Source organism: Pseudomonas tehranensis (assembly GCF_014268615.1).
GTDB classification, from domain to species: domain Bacteria; phylum Pseudomonadota; class Gammaproteobacteria; order Pseudomonadales; family Pseudomonadaceae; genus Aquipseudomonas; species Aquipseudomonas tehranensis.
Genome location: NZ_JABWQV010000032.1, coordinates 1 through 26051, shown reverse-complemented (window position 1 = coordinate 26051; position 26051 = coordinate 1). Strand labels below are relative to the sequence as shown.

The 26051-nt window shown below is 60.4% G+C and carries 18 protein-coding genes; 11 read left to right on the top strand and 7 right to left on the bottom strand.

The genetic code is table 11. From position 1 onward, the window contains the following. Nucleotides 1–22: 22 nt before the first annotated feature. From HU811_RS08710 to HU811_RS08685, 6 genes are all read left to right on the top strand, one after another. Entirely contained in the window at nt 23–2299 is a 2277-nt protein-coding gene (locus HU811_RS08710) for an EAL domain-containing protein (RefSeq protein WP_186655327.1), read from the top strand. A gap of 11 nt (nt 2300–2310) precedes the next feature. Beyond that, complete coding sequence (locus HU811_RS08705) at nt 2311–4185, top strand: putative bifunctional diguanylate cyclase/phosphodiesterase (RefSeq protein ID WP_186655326.1); 1875 nt, start codon at nt 2311–2313, stop codon at nt 4183–4185. 45 nt (nt 4186–4230) lie between these two features. After that, nucleotides 4231–5190 carry a cytochrome-c peroxidase gene (locus HU811_RS08700; protein WP_186655325.1) on the top strand — a complete coding sequence of 320 codons (960 nt, stop codon included), beginning with the start codon at nt 4231–4233 and terminating at the stop codon, nt 5188–5190. Then, nucleotides 5187–6992, top strand: a complete 1806-nt coding sequence (locus HU811_RS08695) for a DAHL domain-containing sensor histidine kinase (protein WP_186655324.1) — start codon at nt 5187–5189, stop codon at nt 6990–6992. Before HU811_RS08700 ends, HU811_RS08695 begins: the two co-directional genes overlap by 4 nt. Beyond that, nucleotides 6985–8391, top strand: a complete 1407-nt coding sequence (locus tag HU811_RS08690) for an ATP-binding protein (protein ID WP_092456436.1) — start codon at nt 6985–6987, stop codon at nt 8389–8391. Before HU811_RS08695 ends, HU811_RS08690 begins: the two co-directional genes overlap by 8 nt. A gap of 235 nt (nt 8392–8626) precedes the next feature. Then, a complete protein-coding gene (locus HU811_RS08685) occupies nt 8627–10246 on the top strand; it encodes an FMN-binding glutamate synthase family protein (RefSeq protein ID WP_186655323.1) in 1620 nt (539 codons plus the stop codon). Nucleotides 10247–10354: 108 nt separating this feature from the next. On the opposite strand, the gene HU811_RS08680 is transcribed toward HU811_RS08685, so the two are convergent. Next, nucleotides 10355–11776: an amino acid permease gene (locus HU811_RS08680; RefSeq protein WP_186655321.1), complete on the bottom strand. Its 1422-nt coding sequence runs from the start codon at nt 11774–11776 to the stop codon at nt 10355–10357. Nucleotides 11777–12283: 507 nt separating this feature from the next. Continuing rightward, complete coding sequence (locus HU811_RS08675) at nt 12284–12745, bottom strand: REP-associated tyrosine transposase (protein WP_186655320.1); 462 nt, start codon at nt 12743–12745, stop codon at nt 12284–12286. A gap of 359 nt (nt 12746–13104) precedes the next feature. Between HU811_RS08675 and HU811_RS08670 the strand changes: the two genes are divergently transcribed. Further along, nucleotides 13105–16212, top strand: a complete 3108-nt coding sequence (locus tag HU811_RS08670; protein ID WP_186655318.1) for a transglycosylase domain-containing protein — start codon at nt 13105–13107, stop codon at nt 16210–16212. Nucleotides 16213–16353: 141 nt separating this feature from the next. Here the strand turns inward: HU811_RS08670 and HU811_RS08665 are convergent, their stop codons facing one another. The 5 genes from HU811_RS08665 to HU811_RS08645 form a co-directional block, all read right to left on the bottom strand. After that, entirely contained in the window at nt 16354–17622 is a 1269-nt protein-coding gene (locus HU811_RS08665) for a hypothetical protein (protein ID WP_437179485.1), read from the bottom strand. A gap of 27 nt (nt 17623–17649) precedes the next feature. Beyond that, the gene (locus HU811_RS08660) at nt 17650–18132 is read right to left on the bottom strand and encodes a CS1 type fimbrial major subunit (RefSeq protein ID WP_186655316.1); all 483 of its coding nucleotides are present in this window, start codon (nt 18130–18132) and stop codon (nt 17650–17652) included. Between the two features lie 28 nt (nt 18133–18160). Next, nucleotides 18161–18904, bottom strand: a complete 744-nt coding sequence (locus tag HU811_RS08655; protein ID WP_186655313.1) for a molecular chaperone — start codon at nt 18902–18904, stop codon at nt 18161–18163. 105 nt (nt 18905–19009) lie between these two features. Continuing rightward, nucleotides 19010–21532, bottom strand: a complete 2523-nt coding sequence (locus HU811_RS08650; RefSeq protein WP_186655311.1) for a TcfC E-set like domain-containing protein — start codon at nt 21530–21532, stop codon at nt 19010–19012. Between the two features lie 114 nt (nt 21533–21646). Continuing rightward, nucleotides 21647–22135 (bottom strand): CS1 type fimbrial major subunit, encoded by a 489-nt coding sequence (locus HU811_RS08645; RefSeq protein ID WP_092393557.1) that lies wholly within the window; start codon nt 22133–22135, stop codon nt 21647–21649. 430 nt (nt 22136–22565) lie between these two features. On the opposite strand from HU811_RS08645, the gene HU811_RS08640 reads away from it, so the two are divergent. The 4 genes from HU811_RS08640 (at nt 22566) to purT (ending at nt 25916) form a co-directional block, all read left to right on the top strand. Further along, on the top strand, nt 22566–23129 hold the full coding sequence (locus tag HU811_RS08640) for a PadR family transcriptional regulator (protein ID WP_186655308.1): 564 nt from the start codon (nt 22566–22568) through the stop codon (nt 23127–23129). Beyond that, on the top strand, nt 23126–23911 hold the full coding sequence (locus HU811_RS08635; protein ID WP_186655306.1) for a siderophore-interacting protein: 786 nt from the start codon (nt 23126–23128) through the stop codon (nt 23909–23911). Before HU811_RS08640 ends, HU811_RS08635 begins: the two co-directional genes overlap by 4 nt. Nucleotides 23912–24164: 253 nt before the next feature. Further along, nucleotides 24165–24632 carry a preQ0 transporter gene (locus tag HU811_RS08630; protein WP_186655305.1) on the top strand — a complete coding sequence of 156 codons (468 nt, stop codon included), beginning with the start codon at nt 24165–24167 and terminating at the stop codon, nt 24630–24632. Nucleotides 24633–24734: 102 nt separating this feature from the next. Further along, on the top strand, nt 24735–25916 hold the full coding sequence (gene purT / locus HU811_RS08625; RefSeq protein ID WP_092393570.1) for a formate-dependent phosphoribosylglycinamide formyltransferase: 1182 nt from the start codon (nt 24735–24737) through the stop codon (nt 25914–25916). Nucleotides 25917–26051 lie beyond the last annotated feature (135 nt).

Below are 26051 nucleotides of genomic sequence, written 5' to 3'. Positions count from 1 at the left end.
AGCATCGCGACGGTGCACGGCCATGAGCCTGCCGACGGAAAGGGCCAACCGGCGGATCCTGATCGTCGATGACACTCCGACGATCCACGAGGATTTTCGTAAGATCCTCAGCCCCCATGCTACCCTCGAGGACAGCCTGAGCAGCGCTGAAGCAGCCCTGTTCGGCGCGCCTGTGGCGGTTGTCAGCCAGAGTTTCGTGCTCGATTCGGCCTTCCAGGGCATGGAAGCCCTGAACAAGGTGGAATCTGCCTTGGCCGAGGGCAAACCCTACGCCATGGCGTTCATCGACATGCGCATGCCCCCTGGCTGGGACGGCCTTGAAACCATTGAACGGCTGTGGCGCGTCGACCCCAAGCTGCAAGTGGCGCTGTGCACCGCCTATTCGGATTACTCCTGGGAAGACATCGCCGAGCGCCTCGAACTGGGCGACCGCCTGCTCATCCTGAAAAAACCCTTCGATGCCATCGAGATTCGCCAGATGGCCAGTACCCTGACCGTCAAATGGCAGATGACCGAAGACGCGGCGCTGAAAATGGACATGCTCGAACGCGCGGTGCAGGAGCGCACGCGGGAACTGGCCGACGCCAACATCATCGTGCAGAACAGCCCGACCATCCTCTATCGCCTGCGTGGCGAGCCGCCGTTCGCGCTGATGTACATTTCCCACAACATCACCAAGTTCGGCCACGCCGCGGCGCAACTGGTCAACTCGCCGGACTGGGCGCAAACGCTGATCCATCCCGACGACCAGGGCAAGATCGACGATGCCATGGTCCGCGTCTTGAACCGCGACACGGCGGGGGCGTCCATCGAGTTCCGCATGCGCACGGGCGACGGTACGTTCCGCTGGGTGGAAAACCGCTACATTCCGGTGCGCAACGAACAGGGCCTGCTGCTGGAAGTGGAAGGCATCATTCTCGACATCACCGAACGCAAGCTGGCCGAGGAGAAAATCGCCCTGCTGGCCCGCACTGACGGCCTGACCGGGCTGGCCAACCGCGCCACCATGATCGAGCGTCTGCATCAAGCCTTTGCCGCGGCTCGCCGGGGGGCGGCACCGTTTGCGATGTTTTACCTGGACCTGGACCATTTCAAGCGGATCAACGACACCCTGGGCCACCCGATCGGCGACCTGCTGCTGCAGGAGGTCGCCGCACGCATCAAGGGCTGTACCCGGGAAAACGACGTGGTAGCACGCCTGGGTGGCGACGAGTTCGCCATCCTGCAACTGGATGTCCACGAAGCGACCCATTGCGCCGCCCTGGCCGCCAAGATCCGCGATGCCCTGGTGGCGCCCTACTCCCTGGACGGCAACGAAGTGCGGATCTCCGTGAGCATCGGCATCAGCCTGTATTCCTCCCAAAGCCAAAGCGCCGACAGCCTGATGGCTCAATCCGACATGGCCTTGTACCGGTCCAAGGAAAAGGGCCGCAACCAGTACCATTTCCATAACGAGGAGATTAACCAGGAAGTCACTGACCGCGTCGCCCTGGCCAATGACCTGCGCCAGGCCATTGAAAACAACGAGCTGCATTTGCACTACCTGCCGGAGGTCGACCTGGGCAGCGGAAAAATCCTGGGCATGGGTGTGCAAGTGCGCTGGAACCACCCTGAGCGAGGCTGGCTGGAGCCGGCGTCGTTCATGCCGGCCGCCGAGAAATCCGGGATCATCATTGGCCTGGGGCATTGGGTGCTGGACCAGGCCTGTCAACAGATGCGCCAGTGGCGGGACCAGGGCATGGCGCCCCCGGTGATCGCCATCGACCTGAGCCTGACGCAACTCAAGACCGGTCCCGAGCTGATCTATGACGTGCTACGCACCACTGCCCGCTGGGAACTGGCCCCCTGGGATCTGCGCTTTGACGTCACCGAGGCCACCCTGGCGCAAACCAAGTGGACCCATAACGACGTGCTGCCCCGTCTGTGCGAACTGGGCGTACAAATTGCCATCGATGATTTCGGCACCGAGTATTCCTCGTTCGATTACCTCAAGACCTACCGGGTCAACCATCTCAAGCTCGCCCAACGCTTTCTCGACAGCGCCAACGCCGACCCCGAAAACGCGATGACGCTGCGAGCGATCATCAACTTCGCCCGGGATGTGGGCATCGGGATCATTGCCGAAGGCGTCGAGACCCAGGAGCAACGCACCACGCTGATGTCCAGCGGTGGGGCGATGCAGGCCCAGGGGCATTACTTCAGCACTGCCGTCGACAGTGGCCAAGCCGCCGAATTGCTCAAGGCCGGCACCATCGTTCCCGTGACGGACCATTGGACTCGGCCTGCCAGCCAGCTATAGGAGAGCGATCGATGAATCCCATGTCGGTGCCTGCGAACAGGCGAATCCTGGTGGTGGACGACACGCCGGCGATCCACTCGGACTTTCGCAAGATCCTCAGCCCGGGCGCCGGCAGCGACGACTCGCTGGATGACACCGAAAGCCTGCTGTTTGGCACGCCTCAGGTCAGCCGCCTGCAATTTCAGATCGACTCGGCCTATCAGGGCGAAGAGGCGCTGGAGCTGGTCAAGCGCGCCCAGGCCGAAGGCCAGCCCTATGCGCTGGTGTTCGCCGACATGCGCATGCCGCCGGGCTGGGACGGCCTGCAAACCATCGAGCGTTTGTGGGAGGCCGACCCACGGCTGCAAATCGCGCTGTGCACGGCGTTTTCGGATTACTCCTGGGAAACCATGTCCGAACGCATCGAGTTCGACGATCAGTTGCTGATCCTGAAGAAACCCTTCGACACCCTGGAAATCCGCCAGATGGCCAGCGCCATGACCTGGAAATGGCAACTGGCCCAGGATGCGGCGAGAAAAATGCGCAGCCTGGAGCGCACCATCGAGGAGCGGGTCCAGGAGCTGCTGAAAGTCTCCCACTTGCTGCAATACGACGTACTCACCGAGTTACCCAACAGCATGTTGCTCGGTGATCGCCTGACCCAGGCCATGGCGCAGTGCCGTCGCCACGACCGGCAACTGGCGGTGATGTTCATCGGCATGGACCGTTTCAAGCGTATCAATAACGCACTGGGGCACCCGGTGGGCGACGAAATGCTCAAGCGGGTGGCCCGGGCGCTGGCAACGGTAGTGCGTGAATCCGACTCGGTGTTTCGCTACGGCTCCGATGAGTTCGTGGTGATACTGGGAGACATCACCGACTCGCAACAGACCAAAGGCGTGGCCGACAAGCTGTTGACGGCCATCAGCACGCCCCACCCCATCGACGGACATGACCTGACCGTCACCGCAAGCCTGGGCATCAGCATGTATCCGGCCGACGGTTTCGATGCCGTGGCGTTGATCAAAAAAGCCGAAACGGCGATGCGCAACGTCAAGGAAACCGGCCCCAACGACTACCGCTTTTTCACTGAAGACATGAACCGTCGGGCGCGACAGCAGCAAACCATCGAATCGGGCCTGCGCCTGGCCCTGCAACGCAAGGAGTTCGTGCTGCACTACCAGCCCAAGATCGATCTGAGGAGCGGCAAAGTGGTCGGCGCCGAAGCGCTGGTGCGCTGGAACCGGCCTGACATCGGCTTGATCTATCCGTCGGACTTCATCCCCGTGGCCGAAGACAGCGGCCTGATCGTCCCGCTGAGCCAATGGGTGCTCCAGGAAGCCTGCCAGCAGGCCTGTCGCTGGCAAGCCGATGGCATGCGCCCGCTCTACCTGTCGGTTAACGTCTCCACCATCGATTTTCGCCAGCGCGGTTTCGTCGAAGGCATCGCCCGGACCCTCAAGGAAACCGGTCTCGACCCGACACAGTTAGAACTGGAGATCACCGAAAGCGTGCTGATGCAGAACGTCGACACCACCGTCGCCATCCTCAAGGCCGTCAAGCGCCTGGGGATACGGCTGGCCATCGACGATTTCGGCACCGGCTATTCGAGCCTGAGCTACCTGCAGAAATTTCCGGTGGATGTGTTGAAGATCGATCAGTCGTTCGTCGGCGACCTGAGCATCGACAGCAATGACGCAAAGCTGGTGAGCACCATCATCAGCCTGGGCAAGAGCCTGAACTTGCACATCATTGCCGAAGGCGTGGAAACCCTTGAGCAACTGGAGTTCCTCAAGGCTCACCAGTGCGAGGAAGCCCAGGGGTATTACTTCAGCAAGGCCGTGGAACCACAAGCCTTTGCCCTGTGGATGAGCGAGTGGGAACAACGCCACAACCCGGTTGCGTGAACACAGCTGAGTTCCATAAACCAAAAGTTTCAAGGAAAGCATCCCATGGCGTCACATGGACTGATTCTGGCTCTCGGCCTGCTGGTGGGATTGAGCGTGACCGTTCACGCCGAACCGTTGGATGAACCACTCAAACCGCTGCCCCCCATTCCAACCCTGGACCCCAAACGCGTCCAGTTGGGCCTGCGGCTTTTCAACGACCCGCGGCTGTCGGTCAACAACACCCTGTCCTGCGCCAGTTGCCATCGCCTGGGCAAGGGTGGCGCCGACGACAAACCGTTTTCCCTGGGCTTCGACGGTAAACCGGTGGAGTTCAATACCCCCACGGTGTTCAACGCCAGCCTGAACTTTCATCAGTTCTGGGACGGACGCGTCGACACCTTGGAAGAACAGGTGCACATCGTCGTGACCAGCCCGGCGGAAATGGGCAGTACCTGGAAAACGGTGCTCCAGCGCATCGGCCAGGACCCGGACTACGCCCGGGGTTTTGACGATGCCTACCCCGACGGCGTGACCCAGGCCAACATCCAGGGCGCCCTGGCCGACTACGAACGCACCCTGCTGACCCCGAATTCACGTTTCGACCAGTACCTGCTGGGCGATACCGACATCCTGACGCCCCGGGAAAAGTTCGGTTACCAGCGCTTCAAGGAATACGGCTGTATCGCCTGCCACCAGGGTGTGAATATCGGCGGCAACATGTTCCAGAAGTTTGGCGTCATGGGTGACTATTTCCAGGACCGGGGTAATCCCAGCTCCGCCGACGAGGGGCGCTTCAATGTTACGGGCGACGAAAGCGACCGTCAGGTTTTCAAGGTGCCCAGCCTGCGCAACGTCGCCGTCACCGCACCGTACTTCCATGACGGCTCTGCACCGACCCTGGAGCGTGCCGTGGAGGTGATGTTCAAGTACCAGTTGGGCCGTGAGCCCATGAAGAACGACACGGAACTGATCGTCGAATTCCTCAAGACCCTGACCGGCGAATGGGAGGGCAAACCTCTATGACCGTTCTCCGTCGCCTCGGCCTGTTGTTCATCGGTCTATTGCTGGCTTCGATCCTGCTGTTCATGTACATCCAGTCGGGCGCGCAGCAGGCCGCTTCGTACATTGAATCCCGGGACCTGGTCCGCCAGCTCAAGCAGCAGGACGCTATCTGGGACAACGAAGTCCTCAAGTCCCGAATGGCCCTGAGCGACAATTACGATCCCCTGGTCTCGCCCTTGAATGAGATGGCGCGGCTCTGGCAACGCCTCGACGCCATTGAGTCGGATCCGGCTCGCCACGTACCGTCAAGCTGGGAACAGGAGCGCGACGAATACCTCAAGGCGGTGAAGGAAAAAACCCGCTTGGTGGAAAGATTCAAATCCCACAATGCGGTACTGCGCAATTCCCTCGCCTTCCTGCCCACCGCCGAAGATGACATCCAGGCCCAGTTCGGCCAACTTTCGGACGCCGACAAACTGCAACTGCAAAACGTTGCCATCGACACCTACGACCTGTTGCTCAGCGCCATGGAGTTCGCCCATCTGACCACCCGTGAGCAGGCCGCCGAAGTGCTGCTGGGCCTGAACCGGCTGGACGTCAACAAGGAGCGCCTGCCGGAGGGACTTCAAAAATCCGTCGATATCCTGAGCAGGCACATCGCGCTGATCCTGCGCGAACAACCCATGGTCAATGACTTATTGAAGGGAATCGAAGCCATTCCCGTGGCCGGTCGGCTGGACACCATCACCAGCCTGCTGGACAAAGACCAGGAGAAAGCGGCCGCCAAGTATCAGCGCAACCACATTCTTCTGCTGGTTTTCGCCACGCTTCTGGTGTTGATCCTGATCTGGCTGGCAATCCGACTGATGCGCAGCTTCGCCGAAACCAAACGGGCCAACAACGCTCTGCAAACCGCCAACGACGAGCTGGAGCTACGGGTCGAAGAACGCACCCGCCAGCTCAAGGACACCCAGAGCGAACTGATGGACACCGCCCGTCAGGCTGGCATGGCGGAAATCGCCACCAACGTGCTGCACAACGTCGGCAACGTACTCAACAGCGTGAACATCTCCGCCGACCTAATCAGCCGTAAACTGCGCAGCAGCAAGGCCCTCGGGCTGGGCAAGGCGATGCAACTGATCAACGAACACCCCCACGACCTGGGGCACTTCCTCACCGAAGACGAAAAAGGCAAGCTGTTGCCCGGCTATCTGAACCAGTTGGTGGAAGCCATCGCGGTCGAACAGCAAGGCCTTACCGACGAGCTGGCGCAGTTGAGCAAGAGCGTGGATCACATCAAGGATATCGTCTCCACCCAGCAGTCCTATGCCGGTGCCAACAGCCTGGTGGAGCCCCTGGTGGTCAGCGAACTGCTTGAAGACGCCCTGCGCATGAACTCCGGCGCCCTCACCCGCCACCACGTGACGGTGCTCAAGGAATACGGTGACGTGCCCCGAATCATGGGCGATAAGCATCGCTTGCTGCTGATTCTGATCAACCTGATCAGCAACGCCAAATACGCCATGGCGGGGGTTTCCAACCACGCCCGGAACATGACCCTCAAGGCCACGGTCATCAATGATGAAACCCTGCAGATCAGCGTCAAGGATGAAGGCGAAGGCATCCCGGCGGAAAACATGACGCGTATCTTCGCCCATGGTTTTACCACCCGTAAGGAGGGCCACGGGTTCGGCTTGCACAGCTGCGCTCTGGCGGCCATTGAAATGAACGGCCACCTCACCGCTCACAGTGAGGGGCCAGGCACAGGAGCAACGTTCGTGTTGCAACTGCCCTTGAAACTCGCGGAAGGTGAGCATGAATAATCTGAGCAACCGCCGCATCTTGTTGATCGACGATACACCTGCCATCCATGACGACTTCCGCAAGATTCTCACGCCGCAGGATCAGGTCAATACCGACTTGCTGGACATGGAAAATGCCTTGTTCGGCGACGCACCGAAACCGGCCGGCACCGTATTCGAACTCGACTCGGCCTACGGCGGCCAGGAGGGTCTGAACAAACTGCTGCAAGCGCTCGCAACGGAGCACCCTTATGCATTGGCCTTTGTCGACATGCGCATGCCCGAGGGCTGGGATGGCGCCAAAACCATCGAGGAACTCTGGAAGCACGACCCACTGTTGCAAGTGGTGGTCTGCACCGCCTACTCCGACTATTCCTGGGACGAACTGCTGGACCGCCTCAATGGCCATGACCGGTTGCTGATTCTGAAGAAGCCCTTCGACAACATCGAAGTCCAGCAAATGGCCAACACCCTGACCACCAAGTGGGAAATGACTTCCCGCGCGCAATTGCAGATGAGCAAACTCGAGGAGCTGGTGGAGCAGCGGACCCAGGCGTTCAAACAGGCCAGCTCTCTGCTGCAGATGGAAATCGACGAACGCAAGCTGCTGGAAACTCAACTGGTCCAATCGGAAAAACTCGCCTCGCTGGGTCAACTGGCCGCCGGGGTCGCTCACGAAATCAATAACCCGATCGGTTTCATTTCATCCAACCTCGGCGCCCTGGATGGCTACTTTGGCAAACTTCAGGAAATGCTCCAGGCCTATGACAGTGCCGAGCAAGCCATTGCTTCGCCGGAACTGGTGGTGAACCTGAGAAAGCTGCGCGAGCAGGTGGAGCTGGACTTCCTCGTCGAGGACATTCCACTGCTGATCAAAGAGTCCAAGGACGGCATCAGCCGGGTCGGGCAGATCGTCAAGGACCTCAAGGACTTCTCCCGCGTGGACTCCAACCAGGAATGGCAGATGGCCAATTTGCAACAAGGCCTGGATTCGACGCTGAACATCGTCGCCAATGAAATCAAGTACAAGGCCGACGTGGTCAAGCAATACAGCCCGTTGCCGGAAGTCGAATGCCTGCCGTCGCAGATCAACCAGGTGATCATGAACCTGATCGTCAACGCCGCCCAGGCCATCGGTCCCGAGCGTGGCACCATCACCCTGCGCAACGGCGTTGAAGAAGACACGGTGTGGATCGAAGTCGCCGACAACGGCTCGGGCATGCCGCCTGAGACACTGCAAAAAATCTTCGACCCGTTCTTCACCACCAAACCTGTCGGCCAGGGCACGGGGCTGGGACTTTCACTGTCCTACGGCATCGTGAAAAAACACAACGGTGAGATCACCGTGCGCAGCGAGGTTGGGGTGGGTACCACCTTCCGCGTGGAGTTGCCGGTGCGGCAGATGAAACAGGCGGTCTGAGAGGCTCGGTACAACCACTGTTTCTGTGGTGAGGGAACGATACACCTGTGGCGAGGGAGCTTGCTCCCGCTGGGGTGCGAAGCAGCCCCTCCCGAAGGCCACTCAATCAACCTGACGCACCGCGTCGCCGGGTTTCAGGGCCGCTTCGCGCCCCAGCGGGAGCAAGCTCCCTCGCCACGGATTGTGTTCCTGAGTACCCTATCCCCCATCAAACGTTCAACCGCAAGGAAACCGCATGAGCCTGTCTCTGTTGAGCCGTTACGCCTTTTTTGCTGGCTGTGTGATCTTCACCCTCGCCAGCCTGCCGTTTCTGCAACACGACTGGCTCTGGCCATTTACACTGGTGACCGGGCTGTTGAGTCTGCTGGGACTGTTCGACCTGCTGCAGAACCGCCATGCCGTGCGTCGCAACTACCCGATCCTGGGCAATATCCGCTATCTGGTCGAAGGTATCCGCCCGGAAATTCGTCAGTACCTGCTCGAATCCGACAGCGACGCCCTGCCCTTCTCGCGCGCACAGCGTTCCCTGGTGTACTCCCGGGCCAAGAACGAAAGCGCCGACAAACCGTTCGGCACCCTGATCGATGTTTATCAGACCGGTTTCGAATTCATCGGTCATTCCATGCGCCCGGCTCCGTTGAGCGACCCCAGCGGTTTTCGGGTGACGGTTGGCGGACCGCAATGCACCCAACCGTATTCAGCGTCGGTGTTCAACATCTCCGCCATGAGCTTCGGTTCCCTGAGCGCCAACGCCATTCGGGCGTTGAACCAGGGCGCCAAGCTCGGCAATTTCGCCCACGACACGGGCGAAGGCAGCATCAGCCCTTATCACCGCGAACACGGCGGCGACCTGACCTGGGAACTGGGCAGCGGCTATTTCGGCTGTCGCACCCGTGAAGGTCGCTTCGACCCGGAGCGCTTTGCCACCCAAGCGCAGAACCCGCAGGTGCGGATGATTGAAATCAAGATGAGCCAGGGCGCCAAGCCCGGCCATGGCGGAATTCTGCCCAAGCACAAGGTCACCCGGGAAATCGCCGAAACCCGTGGCATCCTCATGGGCGAGGACTGCGTTTCACCGTCACGCCACAGTGCTTTCTCCACACCGATCGAACTGATGCAGTTCGTCCAGCAACTGCGCGAACTGTCCGGTGGCAAACCAGTGGGCTTCAAGTTCTGCCTGGGCCACCCCTGGGAGTTCATGGGCATCGCCAAGGCCATGCTGGAAACCGGCATCCTGCCCGACTTCATCGTGGTGGACGGCAAGGAAGGTGGCACGGGTGCAGCGCCAGTGGAGTTCACCGACCACATTGGCGTGCCGTTGCGCGAGGGTCTGCTGTTCGTCCACAACACCCTGGTGGGCCTGAACCTGCGGGACAAGATCAAACTCGGTGCCAGCGGTAAAATCGTCAGCGCCTTCGACATCGCCAGCGTCCTGGCCATCGGCGCCGACTGGGCCAACGTCGCGCGGGGTTTCATGTTCGCGATCGGCTGCATCCAGTCCCAAAGCTGTCATACCAACAAATGCCCTACCGGCGTCGCCACCCAGGACACCCTGCGCCAGCACGCCCTGGTTGTGCCGGATAAAGCCCAGCGGGTCTACAACTTCCACCGCAACACCCTCAAGGCCCTGGCCGAAATGCTCGCCGCCGCCGGCCTCGACCATCCTTCACAACTGCAACCCAAACATCTGGTCCGCCGCATGTCCGCCACTGAAATCAAGCTGTTCTCCCAGTTGCATGTGTTCTTGAAACCGGGGGAATTGCTGACGGGTGAGGTCAATGGGGAGTTTTATTCGAGGATGTGGCAGATGGCGCGGGCGGACAGTTTTGAGCCGCAGGAAGTCGCCGCCGCTTGACGGCAGTACCATCAGGCATGAGACAGGATCCTCCACGGTAGGAGGGATATCCCCTTGAGAAAAAGCCCCGATCATCCGACCGGGGCTTTTCGTTTTATTGCCGGCAATTTATGAAGCGGTATCCATCGAGCCCTGCACATCACCAGTGGGCTGCAACTTGAAGGTATAAAACAGCACCGTCAGCAGCACCAGGAACGCCGGGCCCACGTAGAGGGCCACACGGGTGTCCGGGAAGTAGGCCATCAGGCCCACCACCAGCACCAGGAATGCCAGCGCCAGGTATGAACTGACCGGGTACAGCCACATGCGGTATTTCAGGGCCGCACGTTGCGAAGCACTCAGGCTTTTACGGAATTTCAGTTGGGCCAACAGGATCATCACCCAGGTCCAGATGGCACCGAAGGTGGCGATGGAGGTCACCCAGACGAAGACTTTTTCCGGCACCAGATAGTTGAGCAGCACGCCCAGCAGCAGCGCGGCGATGGACAGCAGCAACGCACGGCGCGGCACGCCGTTGGCCGAGGTGGTGGCGAAACCAGCCGGTGCCTGGCCATTCTGCGCCAGGCTGTAGAGCATCCGCCCGGTACTGAAGATGCCGCCGTTGCAGGACGACAGCGCAGCAGTGATCACCACGAAGTTGATGATGCCGGCGGCGGTCTTGATACCCAGGCGCTCGAAGGTCATCACGAACGGGCTGCCCTGGGTGCCGATCTCGTTCCAGGGGTAGATCGACAGGATCACGAACAGCGCACCGACGTAGAACAGCAGGATCCGCCAGAACACCGAACCAATGGCGTTGGGGATGGTTTTCTGCGGGTTCTTCGCCTCACCGGCGGTCAGGCCGATCATCTCCACGCCCAGGTAGGCGAACATCACCATTTGCAGGGACATCAACACACCCTGCACGCCGTTGGGCATGAAACCGCCGTGCGTCCAGAGGTTGGAAATACCCAGGGCCACGCCATCGTTGCCGAACCCGAAGGCGATGATGCCGACGCCGCCGATGACCATGGCGATGATGGTGACGATCTTGATCAGGGCGAACCAGAACTCGAACTCACCGAAGGCCTTGACCGCGATCAGATTGATCGAGCCCATGCTGATCAGTGCCGCCAGGGCCCAGATCCAGCGCGGCACGTCTGGGAACCAGATACCCATGTACACCGCCACTGCGGTGATTTCCGCCACGCAGGTGACCAGCCACAGGAACCAGTAATTCCAGCCGGTCAGAAAGCCCGCCAGCGGCCCGAGGTAATCCTGGGCATAGCGACTGAACGAACCGGCCACCGGGTTGTGCACCGCCATCTCACCGAGGGCGCGCATGATCACCAGGATCGCCAAGCCGCCAATGATGTAGGACAGCATGATCGCCGGACCGGCCATTTCGATGGCCTTGGCCGAGCCGAGGAACAGCCCGACACCGATGCAAGCGCCGAGCGCCATCAGGCGGATATGCCGCTCGCCGAGTTCACGTTTGAGCGGACCACCCTGAGCGGTCTCGCCATGGGGCAGATGATTGCCGACAGGCATAGGGATACAACCTCGTTTTGTTATTGGATTGACCACCGAGTCTCCAAAGCCGCAAGCCGATAGGCCTGCCACCTTGCCGAAACCGGGTCTGTTTTGTGGACAGACCGTCCTGTAGAACAAAAGCCGCAGGATCAGCGGGTCGTGCAGTATAAAAAGCCAGAGGCAGAGAGTTTCACTGTAAAACCAGGGAAAATCAGGGATAAACCTCATCCATAGACCCACCTATGGAGACGTATTGCCTGGGATTACAGCCAATTCGTAAAACGGCGCCGAGTATTGCACAGCGATGGTGCAGCGTCATGCCCGGGCACATGCCGAGGGCTCTAGCGCACGGTTCTTGGCCTGCACCGCCCCTGTGGCGAGGGAGCTTGCTCCCGCTGGGTGGCGCCGCCGCCCCCGGATTTTCAACCTTGGAATACTGCTCAGCCATGCACCCGTTGCGTCTGCTGCGCAGCCGAGCGGGAGCAAGCTCCCTCGCCACAAGAGCAACCAAAGCAACCAAAGCAACTAGAGCCATATCGCGTCCCACAGCGGATAATCACCAATGCGATCCACCAGCCCTGCGCGAAGCGGATTAGCGATGATGTACCGGGCGACGGGCCGCAGGTCCTGGTTGTCGCGGATCGCACGATCGTGGAAACCGCTTTGCCAGAAGGCACCTTTTCTATTCGTTGCTCGATTGATTGCCAGGGTGCTGCGAGATTTGACGGCCTGCATGACATGAGTGAGTTGGGCTTGCTCCAGTTGCACGAGCCAATGCAGATGGTCCGGCATGACCACCCAGGCCAGCGAATCAACCTGACCTCGTTCATGAGCCTGGCGCAGTTCTGCCACCAGTAAGCGTCCCAATCGCCAGTCCTGGAAGAGGGGCATGCGTTGGTGAACGACCGTAGTGACGAGGTAGCCTCGTCCCCATTCCGAGGAGCGTCCGCGACGCAATCGATGAGAGTTTGGGTGTGGAGGACGCATTCCTTGGCTTCCTGTGGTAGGGGTACCTCCTTACGGTAGCCTCGCCCGGACTGACTCGATGCTTTGATATTTGAACGACGTTTCCGAGAGCAGCGTAGTCCCCGTGGCGAGGGAGCTTGCTCCCGCTGGGTGGCGCCGCCGCCCCCGGATTTTCAACCTTGGAATACTGCTCAGCCATGCATCCGTTGCGACTGCTGCGCAGCCGAGCGGGAGCAAGCTCCCTCGCCACAAAAGCCCATCAACCATTGAGAAACAACAACCGTCTCTTACATACGGTCTCCACAATTTCCCGCCGCCCGCGCCACCACCGTCTAAGCTTCAAGCAAGTCCCGATCAATGCGTGAATGGATCAGTCGACTATGGGCGCGTTATGGCAAACCGATTCGAGTAAACCTGTGGGCCCGACTGAACGTATGGAAGAAGCACCTTTACCTCAAAAAAAACGCCGGGCAGGACATGGCTGGCGAGCGTTCTGGTTATTGCTGTTGATTATCGTGGTGGTGGTCGGCCTGGCGGTGGCCAAGGAAATGCGCACGTCCAGGTTTCAGGCCCGGGAGATCAGCCGGTACGCCGCGTCTCTGACCTATTCGGTGCAACCGGGCCCAAGCGATGCCATCGTCTACCCTGGGGCGGGCCCGTTCGACCGGCGGTTGGGTTATAGCTCGCTGGGTGAGTTCCTGCCGCGGTTGCTCAAGCGCGATTATGTGATTCAGGCCCAGGCACGTTTCTCCCCGGCCTTGATGAATTACGTCGACAAGGGCCTGTTTGCCCCCTATGCAGAAAAGATCCAGGCCGGCCTGACCATCACCGATTGCCGCGTCGCGCCGCTGTACCAGTTCAAGTATCCGCAGCAACTGTACGCCAGCTTCGAAGCCATCCCTCCCGTGGTGGTGCAAAGCCTGTTGTTCATCGAGAACCGCTTTTTGCTCGACCCCAAACACCCCCAGGCCAACCCGGCGGTGGACTGGCCGCGCTTCGGCATGGCGGCGTGGTCCCAGGTGGCCAAATTCCTGAGTTTGCCAGGGCAGTCCGCCGGGGGCAGTACCCTGGCGACGCAGCTGGAAAAATATCGCCACTCCGCCGATGGCCTCACCGGGTCGGGGGCGGAGAAAATCCGCCAGATGATTTCCGCCAGTGTGCGTGCCTATCAGGCCGGCCCACAGACCCTTGAGGCTCGGCAGAAAGTCATCCGTGATTACCTCAACAGCGTGCCGCTCTCCGCCGTACCGGGGCATGGCGAAGTCCACGGCATGGCCGAAGGTTTGCGGGTCTGGTACGGCGCCGATTTCAATCGTGCCAACGAACGCTTGTCCAGCACCGCGACAGATCCTGGCAGCCTCGCGGAAAAAGGCCTGGCCCTGCGGGAAATGCTGTCGTTGATGATCGCCCAGCGCCGCCCCTCCTATTACCTGTCCAAAGGCCGTGACGAGCTGGCGCGCCTGACCGACAGCCACGTCCGCCTGCTGGCCCAGAACGGCGTGATTGATGCCTCGCTGGCCGAGGCGACCCTGGCAAGCAAGGTCAGTTATCGTGACTGGGTGCAGCAACCCACCATTCAGCCCAACGAAATCAACAAAGGCATCAGCGCCGCCCGCAGTCGTCTTGCCACGCTGCTCAACCGCTCATTTTATGACCTCGATCGCCTGGACCTCTCCGCCACCAGCACCTTGCAAAACGACTTGCAGACCCAGGCCACCGATTACCTCAAGCGCTTGGCGGACCCGGCGTTCGCTGCCGAAATCGGCCTGATGGGCGAACGTCTTCTGACGCCTACCAGCACCGCCCAGGTGCGCTACAGCTTCACCCTGCTGGAGCTGACTCCGGACGGCTCGCGCGTGCGCGTGCAGACCGACAGCACCGACCAACCCTTCGATATCAACGAAGGCAGCAAACTGGAACTGGGCTCCACCGCCAAGTTAAGGGTGCTCACCACCTACCTGCAGATCATCGCCGAACTGCACGAACGTTATGCCCACGAAACCCCGGCAACATTGAAAAAAGCCGAGATCGCCGACCAGGACCGCCTCTCCCGTTGGGCCGTCGATTACCTGATCCAGCACAGCGATCGCAACCTGCCGACGATGCTTGAGGCGGCGCTGGATCGTACCTATTCGGCCAGCCCCGGCGAGGCGTTTTTCACCGGCGGCGGGCTGCACACCTTCAATAATTTCCGTAAAGAAGATAACGGCCGTAATCCCACCTTGCGCGACGCCCTGCGCGAGTCGATCAACCTGCCATTCATTCGCCTGATGCGTGATCTGGTGCGCTACGCCACGTACGCGGGCCCCGACAACAGTTCGGAGCTGCTCAAGGACGACAAAAATCCGCGCCGCCAAGAGTATCTGGCCCAGTTTGCCGACCGCGAAGGCACCACCTTCCTGCTCAAGTTCTGGAAGAAGTACCAGAAAAAGGACACAGGCCAGCGTCTGGAAACCTTCCTCGACGGCATGCGCCCCACGGCCATCCGCCTGGCCGCCGTGCACCGTTACTTCTTTCCCGGCGACAGCCAGGAAAGCTTCAACCACTTTGTGCGTTCGCACCTCAAGTCGGCCAAGAGCGCCGAAAAGCTCACCGACGAACGCCTCGAACGGCTTTACAGCAGCTATGGACCGGGCCGCTATGACCTGCCCGACCAGGGCTTTATCGCCAAAGTCCATCCGCTGGATCTGTGGCTGGTGGGTTATCTGCTGAACAATCCCGATGCCAAGTTCAGCCAGATCGTCAAAGCCAGCCGGTTCGAACGCCAGGAGGTCTATAGCTGGCTGTTCAAGAGCCGGCACAAGAGCGCCCGGGACAGTCGTATCCGCACCATGCTGGAAGTCGAGGCCTTCCTTGATATTCACCAACGCTGGCAGAAAGTCGGCTACCCGTTCGACCATCTGGTGCCGTCGCTGGCCACCGCCATCGGCAGCTCCGGCGACCGCCCCGCCGCCCTGGCGGAATTGGTGGGCACCATCCTCAACGACGGTATCCGGCTCCCGGCGCTGCGCGTCGACAGCCTCGACTTCGCCGTCAATACCCCTTATGAGACGCGGCTGATCAGCGACCCGGACAATGGCAAACGAGTGATGCCGGTGGAAGTGGCGCAAGCCTTGCGCGGTGCGCTGTCCCAGGTAGTCGATGCCGGCACCGCGAAACGGGTGGCCGGCAGTTTCACCCTGGCCGACGGCACACCGTTATCGATGGGTGGCAAGACCGGCACTGGCGACAACCGCATCGAAGCGGTTGGCGCCGGTGGGCGAGTGATCAGCTCCAAGTCGATCAACCGCACCGCCACCTTTGTGTTCTACATCGGTGACAGCCATTTCGGCACCCTTACCGCCTATGTGCCGGGAGCTTCGGCGCAGAATTTCAAATTCACCTCGGCCTTGCCGGTACAAGTGCTCAAAGGCATGGCGCCGTTCCTCTCACCGTACTTGCAACCGGGGACCCATACCCAGTGCCAGCCGTTGATGGCAGGCCATTGAATCACCCCACTGTGTTAGCAAAGTGAGGAGACAAAGCAAACTGTGGGAGCAAAGCTTGCTCGCGATGGCGGTGGGTCAGTTGGCGGTGATGTTGACTGTGCGGCCGTCATCGCGAGCAGGCTCGCTCCCACAGAAGGTCATCTAAACCTCCGAATCCCAGATCACCGTCACGTTGCCCATGTAGTTCTTTGCCTCCCCGGCCAGCATTTCTTCCACCTGGTTGCGAGCGACTTCAAAATGCACCGTCCCCGGCCGACGGTCGATGTAATGCCCCGGCTGGAACAACTCGGTGCCGCTGCCATCGAGATAGAGTCGGCGGCGGTTGACCGGTTGGCCGGCAGCGTCGGTCAAGCCGTTGGGCAAGGTCACGCTGATATTCACCGGCACCAGTTGGCCGGAGCTGGGTGCCCAGAGCAGGCAGGTGTTATCACTCGAACCGGCGAATTGGCATTGCAGGCCCATCTTGAAACGCGACGAGGCTGAGATGTGGAAGGTCTGGTCACGAAACAACCGCGTCGGTTTTCGCCCCTGATTCAACCAGGCCTGCCAGCCACCCTGGGGTTCGAGCACGACTTTATTACCGCCAGGAGGCACTTCGACTTTGAGCGTGTGTTGAACCTCAAGATTGAAATTGAGCGAGATCACTGAGTCGTTCGGGAGCATGACATCGCCCATGTCGAAGTCCTGCCCTGGCCCAACGCTATAGCTCAACGTACCGGTGTAATGACCGGCCGACATTTTCAAGGGGTTGGGGGTGCGCAGTTCGTACGCGAAATCCAGATAGGTGTACCTCATGTCGGGCACCCGGTACTTGGCCTGTTTAGAACAAGCGGCTTGTTGCGGAGCCTTCCAGAAAAAAGCGTACTGGTACGTGCTGTAGAGCCCCACACCACTGTAACGGCACGGTGCAGGTGCATACACCCAAGCGCTACCCCATAGTTTTTCATGAGCCCCATAGACACTGCCTCCCCCCACCAGCTCGACCGGGCTGACGCTGAGTCGATATTGTGAACCGATACCGGATACTCGAATTTCAACCACTTCACTTTCGCCCGTGCCCGAATTGATCACGGTTACCGGGCGCCAATCGGAAGGCACTTTGAATGTGGCGCCTTGCCGATAGTCACTGTGATTGGCCTCAATCGCCTTGGATGAATCAAAGGTAATGGGCATCCGGATACTGAACATACCCGCAATTTCGCACTCCCTTGGGAGCTGGGCGCAATATCCACTCACCGGCGTGGTGTTGGTGAACTTGTTCTCCATGGGTTTCGCCGGGTCGGGCCGGAAAATCGCACTGATTTCCTGGGTCAGGGCACTGGCCGTCGGCATGCCCGCGAACAGCAAGGCCAGCACCGCCGTCGTACGGCACACCCCAACACCACGCTCAAAAAGACTTGAACCACTCATTTTCCCACTCCAATAACGACAACCGCCCTACGGCGCGATGGCATCGAAGACCATATGCACCGTGCCGTAGTAATCCCCAGGCGCATACTCCTCATCGGTCTTGATAGCGATGATTTCCAACCCCACGCGCCGACCGGGCCGGGCCTCGGCGGCCGAGACCACCTGGGCCGAATCCAGGGTCAGTTGGACGTTGTTGAACTTCACCTGCAGGTCGATGCGCTCACGGCCGTTGGACAGGAACGCCTCTTGCCCCAGACGGGCGCCGATGGCCCCGTTGATGTTCTTCACTTCGTAATTGGCCCGCAGCGGCAGGAGCCCGGAGGTCAGGGTGCTGAACAGCATCGGCTGTTCGCGCTCGACCAGTTGCGGATCGACCGGCAGCACGTGGAATTCGGTGGTCGGAATGCTGACAACGAGTTCGAACGTTTCCCGCTCCACGGCCGCCCATGCCGCGAACCCCGGCAGTGTCAACGCGGTGAACACGAGGGTGTGTAGCAGTGTCTTGAACATATTGATTACCTGTGGCGTCAGCATGCCGTCAGCCTTTGATCTCGACGGCTTTCTCTTCGCGGCCTTCGATCAGGCTGAAGCGGTATTCACGCCCAGGCTCCTTGTCGAACGAAAAGGTGCGACCGGCCATGACGTGGTGCTTGGTGGTCGGCCGGCAATCGTTGTCTGTTTGCGCGGCGCAATCCTTGAACTCATCGATCACCACCACACTGTTGCCGTTGTTGCGCAGCAGGTAGCGACCGGCGCTGTCATCAATGACCGTCTCGAAACGGGTGTCCTTGGGCCGCACAAAAAACACCGTGCCGAAGCCGGCCAGCACTTTCACCCCGGCGGCGATGCGTTCGTTTTTATAATCCTCGCGTTCCTCGGCGCTGATCGCGAACTCGTCCTCGGCCTCTGGCACCACCGGTACGAAGCGAACCCGGAAGTAACGCTCCTTGCTGCGGTCCCCCATGAACAGCAGACGCGTGCCCTGCATGCCGTTGGCCGGTACGATCAGGCGCGCAGGGCTGGCCATCAGGCCATTCCTGGCGAGCACACCGTCCTGGTCCTGCAGCGGCACTTCCAGGTAGCTGCCGTCGTCGTTGTAAAGAATCTCCAGGATGTCGACCTTGACGAACGCCGTGGATGTTCCGCCGTTGAAGATGCGTTTCATGTAGGTGCTCTTGTCGCCTTCGAGATAGTCGTAAACCACCCCGACATTAATTTGCGGCCCGGCCTGGGCCATCAGCGAAAACAGCGACACACCAAACAGAACCAATAAGCGCTTCATTACCAAAACCTCATGAATGGAAGTCGGTCGATGGCGACCGTTTCACGTAACACTGCTTGAAATATTGAAGGGCGCACCACGCTGGCCGGCGCGCCAGGATCAGGTTCAACCCGCCGTCTCGATCGGGTTGTTGCGGTCGGCCAGGGTGTCTGGCGTGCAGCGCAAGTCACCGATCATCAACACATCGCCCTCGCTGTTGGCGTTATCCGGGTCGAGGCGAAACTGGCAGAGCAAGTCATTGCCGTAGCGCACTTCAAGCGTCGGGGAACTGGCGTTCATCTCCATGGAGAAGAAACCGTCCACCTCGCTGACCCCGCGGCTGGCATGGTTGATCACGTGATGGCCCTTGAGCGGCTGACCCTGCGCGTCCAGCAGGCGACCGAGCACGGTGACGCTTCTCATCACGCTGACTTTGCGGTAGTCCACGCCCCCTTTGTTCAAGTGGTAGCGGCTGCGTGAAGGCTCGATGTTGGCCGCCGGTGGATGCACGCCGTCGAAGTCGAAGGTCAGCAGGCTGTTCTGATAGGCGGTGATGGGCACGAAGTTACGGCCCGCACGCAACGTGGTACTGCCACCCGTCAGGTCGTCGGCGAGCAGGACGATATCGTCCAGGTCGGTTTCCACATCGACGATCATGCCCGCACCGCCACTCTGGGGCAGGCCGGTAAAGGCGATTTTCTGGCCACCCACGGCCACCGTGCTGCTGAGGTTCAAGCCACCGGTGAGGTTGTCGTTGTAGGAAGAGCGCTGGATAAAACCGTCGCCGTACACCGTATCGGTGTCGAAACTGGCGAGGCCGGACAGGCCCACGCCATAGGTATCGGCCAGCACCGTGGCGGACACGCTTTGCAGCACGTGATCCTGCAGATCCCGGCGATAGGTCAGCGACCCATTGTTGTCCCGCGTTCCGTCACGGGAGGTGCGGGTGCCAATGCTGCCCGACCAATACTCACCCGGCCCGCCCAAGGCCACGCTGACGCTCAGGTCCACGCCGCGATTACGTCGATCGGCGGTACTGGAGGTGCCCGGACGGTCGAACACCGACCACCGCCAGTTGGCATCGCTGCCGCCAAGCTTGCTGCGCTGGGTCCATCCCAGATCCACACCGGTGCCCTGGACATTGCCTTCGCTGTAGAACAGCCGCCCGTTGATCGACGATTTATTGCTCAGTCGATGGGTGACTGACAGCGACGAGTTGCTGGTCTGCCCGACGAACACGTCGCGCTGGCGGATACGGGTGCCGTCAGGGAGGATTTCGTAGGTGTTGCGAGTGTCCAGCCAACTGCGATTATGGCTGGCCACCACACTGCCCAGACCGTAGCTGTACAGCGCCTGCAGGTCCATACCGGTGCCGTATTGCTCGGTCTGGTAAACGTTGGCAAACAGGCTGGTGTTGTTGGGCAGCGTCCAGTCCACCGAGGTGCCGTACTGCAGTTTGTCCTGCACCTGGCGCGTGGAAAGCCCTAACACCACTCGCGGGTGCAGCAAGTAATTGAGACCGACCCCGGCAGTCGTGAAGCCCGACGGTTGATCGTCCCAGTTGCTCAGCAGTTTTGTTTCGCGACCGGCAAACAGGTTGTAACGCCAGCGATCATCAGCACTGCGCCAGTTATTGGGCTTGTAGACCAGCTCCTGAGAGGTGGCGGTGGTCTGCCCGTCTTCGATCAGCCGCACTTCCACTTCATAGATGCCGCCGGGCAATGGCCGGGTATCCAGGCTCTGCAAGCCGGCGCTGACGGCCTGGGTATTGATCAACAGGCCGTTGCGGTAGATCTCCACCGCCGCCTGACGACTGGCGGTGACATAAATGGGGTACACGCTGGGCTTGGGATTATTGATCACCAGGCTGTCGGAACTGCCGTACATGACCCCCAGCGCAGTATCCGGGTTGGCCCCAAACGAACGGATCTGACGGTTAAGGCCATCGGAGCCCGGCATGAAATAACCCAGGCGCAAAAAACTGTCTTGCATCTCGCGCTGGGTGTGCAGCTCATGAACGGCGTGGTAGAGCTTATCGTCCGGTCCGCCCAGGCGCGACAGTTGCAGGTCGAACGACTGGGTCCAGTTGCCGATGCTGGAACTGGCATTGAGGCCATAACGCCCGCCCGTGTCCTGCTCCTGACCACCGTTGAGATTGAGTTGATTATTGAGGATCAAGCCCAGGCTGCCCTCCTGTGGCTGATCGTAATAGCGCTTTTCCACGGTACCGCGCTCGACCTTTTCGGTGAGGATCGAGACCAGTGAATGTTCAAGACTGTAATGCACCGCCAGCAGTCCCGACGTGCATTTGGCCTCGCAGGCGCCCAAGGCGCGCCCCTGTTTCAGCAATTGCTCCCATTGCTCCCGCTCAACGGCCGGGATCGGGCTGTCCTGGGTGTCGGTGAATTCGAGCAAGGTCATACGATCATCACGGGTCAACACCACCATGGCTTCGCCGAGGTACTGTTGATCCAGTTCCATGCGAACCGCCAGAGGCACATCGAAAAAGTGCGCTTCAAATTCTTCCGGCAGCCCTTTGGCCTGGGACAACAGACTTCTCGGCGTCGTACCGGGGGCAGTCGGCGCAGCCCATGCACTGGCGCACAACAATAGCGCCAGCGCACCCACGATGGGTGTCATCGCAAACATCAACGGATTCTCATATCAGCAAGCTAACGGGACGTTCCAGGTACAGGCCGGCCGGGCGGCCGACCTGCGTTCATGCCCGCAGGAGGAGAAAAGCCTGATCGGGCAGTGAAGGGTTTACGGGCGAGGCACCGCGTCGAAGATGACGGTGAAGTCGGCGGTGTATTGACCGACCTGGCTCTCCAGAGGCACGGTCGAGGCCATGATGAGCATGTCGGCCTGGGTTCCTGGAGTGGATGCCGCGTCAGACACCACTTCCTGGGGGAACTCGGTCAGCGTGACGTTGTTGAACCGGGTCAGCAACGGAATGGCGTCCGTACCGTTGGTCAGCGAAGCCTGCCCACCCAACAGATAGGCGTGGACCGAACCGTCGGTGTTCTTCACGTCGAAGGTCTGACGCAAAGTGCTCAAGGTGTTGGTCACCGGGTTGTAGTTCATGACTTCATCCTTACCGAAGTCAGGGTTGCGTGGCAGTACGTGGAACTGCTTGGTGGGGATCGTCGCGGTGATATGAATAGAGGAGCGGGCATCGTCCAGAGCGAAGGCCAGCGAGGAACTCAGGGCAGCGGCGACCAGAGCAGTACCGGATACGATTTGTTTGAGCATGTTTGACACCTGTTCATAGCATAAAGAGAAGGATTGAAGTTTCAGCCCCACTACAGCCTGGCCGGACCTCAACGCCGGAGCATGATCAACTCTCTTTAATTAAAAATAAGCAGGCCTATTCTCAAAGACACGTAGTAAAACCGACATGCGCAATAACGAAAAATACGCAGCTTTATATAAAAACGAAGTTTGGATGTAAGAAACAACCCACACATGCAACCCGCACCCAGGACTGAACACTGCAAATTCAGACAGTTGCCTATTTTGCCGCCCGTACAGGCAAGGGATTCGGGTAAGGTCTTATCTTTTATAAAACAATTCGAACCCCACTTAGATATATCTTAGTTCCAAGATATATCGAGCGTCAAAGATATATCTACGGATAAAGATATATCTCAGTTCTATCTTATGCAGAACGGAGAGCAGGCATATGACAGTCCCCCAAAAACACGATGAGCACGACGGTTTCAAACAACGCCCCGCGGGCCGTGAACGTGGCAGTCGTGGACCACGCGTCTTCGCCTCCGGTGACCTGAAGCTGCTGTTATTGGCGCTGATTGGCGAACAGCCTTGCCACGGCTACGATTTGATCCGCCGTATCGAAAACATGTTCGACGGCGCCTATAGCCCCAGCCCCGGCGTGATCTATCCGACGCTGACCTTCCTGGAAATGGGCGCATTGATCGCCGGCAGCGCCGAAGGAGGAAAAAAACGCTACAGCGTGACCGACGCCGGACGTCTATTCCTTGAAGACCAGGCCCCGGCGCTGAATGAGGTACGCATGCGCATTGAAGCGAGCAAGCGCTCCCTGCGCGGCCAAGACCGCCCCCCGGAAATTCACCAAGCGGTGTATAACCTGCGCAATGCGCTGCACAGACACCATGGCCGGTGGAGCCCGGAAGAAACCCTGCGGATTCGCGACCTGCTCAACAACACCGCCAAAGCCATTATCGACGGTCCCGACCGTCCACCTGTTTCGGAGTCCAGCCAATGACTGAAGTCGATCAAAACACCATTCACCGTGTCAGCCACGAGATCAAGCGCCGCCGTCTGCAAGTGTTGCGCGTGCAGGACCTGACCCCACGCATGCGCCGCATCACCTTGGGCGGGCCGGAACTGGCCGGGTTCACCAGCCTGGGCAGCGACGATCACGTAAAGCTGCTGTTCCCACAGAACGCCGAGGAACATGCCGCCCTGGAAAACTTCGCCCCCGGCGCTGGCAAGGACCAGGGCCCGATGCCGCAAATGCGCGACTACACCCCGCGCCGTTATGACCTGCAGGCGCTGGAGCTGGACATCGACTTTGTGCTTCATGGCGATGGCCCTGCCGCGACCTGGGCGACCCAGGCGACGCCCGGGCAATACCTCAACATCGCCGGGCCGAGGGGCTCGATGATTGTCCCGGACATCTTCGACCACTACCTGCTGATCGGTGACGAAACCGCCCTGCCCGCCATCGCCCGTCGCCTGGAAAACCTGGCGACCAACCGCCAGGCGCTGGTGGTGGTGGAAGTGGAAAACGGCGCCGAGCAGCAAATCCTTCACAGCCCCGCGCAAGTACACGTGATCTGGGTGCTGCGCGAAGGCCGCCAGAACAACCTGCTGACTACCGTGCAGCAGCTGGAAATGCCGGGCGGCAGGCTGTACGCCTGGGTCGCCACCGAGAGCAAGGTATCGCGGCAGATCCGCAAGGTGTTGCTGGAGGAGAAAGGGCTGGATCAGGATTTCGTCAAGGCGGTGGGGTATTGGAAGGCAGAAGGCAGCGAGCAGGATTGAGGGGGGCGCGGCTGGCCCCAGCGCCACTGGCTGAAGTACCCTGCCCTCACTGACTGGACCCAAACCCTGTGGCGAGGGGATTTATCCCCGCTGGGCTGCGCAGCAGCCCCAGAAGTAGCGGGCTTAATCTACCTGACGCACCGAGTTGTCAGGTTCAGGGCTGCTGCGCAGCCCTGCGGGGATAAATCCCCTCGCCACAGGGTTAACGTTGCTCTTGAATGTTTGATTCACACCCACCCAGGTACCCCAATCCATGCTTTTCCTGATCGCCTACATCAGCAGCGTCGTGCTGATCAACTTCGCGTTTTCCGCCGCGCCGCACCTGGACATCATCTGGTCAGCCTGGGGTGGTCTGGTGTTCATTCTGCGGGACATGGTGCAAACCCGATTCGGCCATGGCGCCATCGTGGCGATGCTGGTGGCGCTGGTGTTGTCCTACGTCACCTCCGACCCGACCATTGCCCTGGCCAGCGCCACGGCGTTCGCAGTATCCGAATGCATTGACTGGCTGGTGTTCTCCATCACCAAACGTCCGCTGCATGACCGGTTGTGGATCAGTTCGGCCCTGAGCATTCCCCTGGACACCTTCATTTTCTTCGGCATGATCGATGCCCTGACACCGGCCGTGGTGATCACCGCGCTGGTCTCGAAATTCGCCGGGGTCACGGCGGTGTGGCTGATCATGGCCTGGCGATTGCGCAAACAGGCCGTCGCCGGCTGAAGCCAAAACCTGCGGTTCATGTAAAATGCCGCGCTTTCTCCCCATGGGAAGCTCGCCCGGCGCGCGACCCTCGATGCTCCGCTCCTGTTTGAGGACCTTCAGATGACCCGTATCGGAACTCCATTGTCGCCCACCGCGACCCGTGTTTTGTTGTGTGGCAGCGGTGAGCTGGGCAAGGAAGTGGTAATCGAACTGCAGCGCCTGGGCGTTGAAGTGATTGCCGTGGATCGCTACGCCAACGCGCCGGCCATGCAAGTGGCCCATCGCAGCCATGTGATCAACATGCTCGATGGCGCGGCCCTGCGCGCGGTGATCGAGGCCGAGAAGCCGCACTTCATCGTGCCGGAAATCGAAGCCATCGCCACCGCCACGCTGGTGGAACTGGAAGCTGAAGGCTTCACCGTGATCCCTACCGCCCGCGCCGCGCAACTGACCATGAACCGCGAAGGGATCCGGCGCCTGGCCGCCGAAGAGTTGGGTCTGCCGACCTCGCCGTACTTCTTCGCCGACACCGTGGAAGACTACCGCAAGGCTGTTGAAACCCTGGGTTTCCCGTGCGTGGTCAAGCCGGTGATGAGTTCCTCGGGCAAGGGCCAGAGCCTGCTGCGCAGTGCCGATGACGTGCAGAAAGCCTGGGACTACGCCCAGGAAGGCGGCCGTGCCGGCAAGGGTCGGGTGATCATCGAAGGCTTCATCGATTTCGACTACGAAATCACCCTGCTTACCGTGCGCCATGTTGGCGGCACCACCTTCTGCGCACCGGTCGGTCACCGCCAGGAAAAGGGCGACTATCAGGAATCCTGGCAGCCTCAGGCCATGAGCCCGGTGGCCCTGGCTGAATCCGAGCGCGTGGCTAAAGCCGTGACCGAGGCCTTGGGTGGTCGCGGCCTGTTTGGCGTCGAGCTGTTCATCAAGGGTGACCAGGTGTGGTTCAGCGAAGTCTCGCCGCGCCCACACGACACCGGCCTGGTGACGCTGATTTCCCAGGACCTGTCGCAGTTCGCCCTGCATGCCCGCGCCATCCTCGGCCTGCCGATCCCGCTGATCCGCCAGTTCGGCCCATCGGCCTCGGCGGTGATCCTGGTGGAAGGTCAGTCGACCCAGACCGCTTTCGCCAACCTCGGCGCCGCCCTTGCCGAACCGGACACCGCCCTGCGCCTGTTCGGCAAGCCGGAAGTCAACGGCCAACGCCGCCTGGGTGTAGCCCTGGCACGGGACGAATCCATCGAAACCGCCCGCGCCAAGGCGACTCGGGCTTCCCAAGCCGTCAAGATCGAGTTGTAAGGCTGGCACAACCCCTGTGGCGAGGGAGCTTGCTCCCGCTGGGGCGCGCAGCGGCCCTGAAACCCGGCAACGCGGTGGGTCAGGTTGATTGAGTGGTCTTTGAGAGGGGGCTGCTGCGCAGCCCAGCGGGAGCAA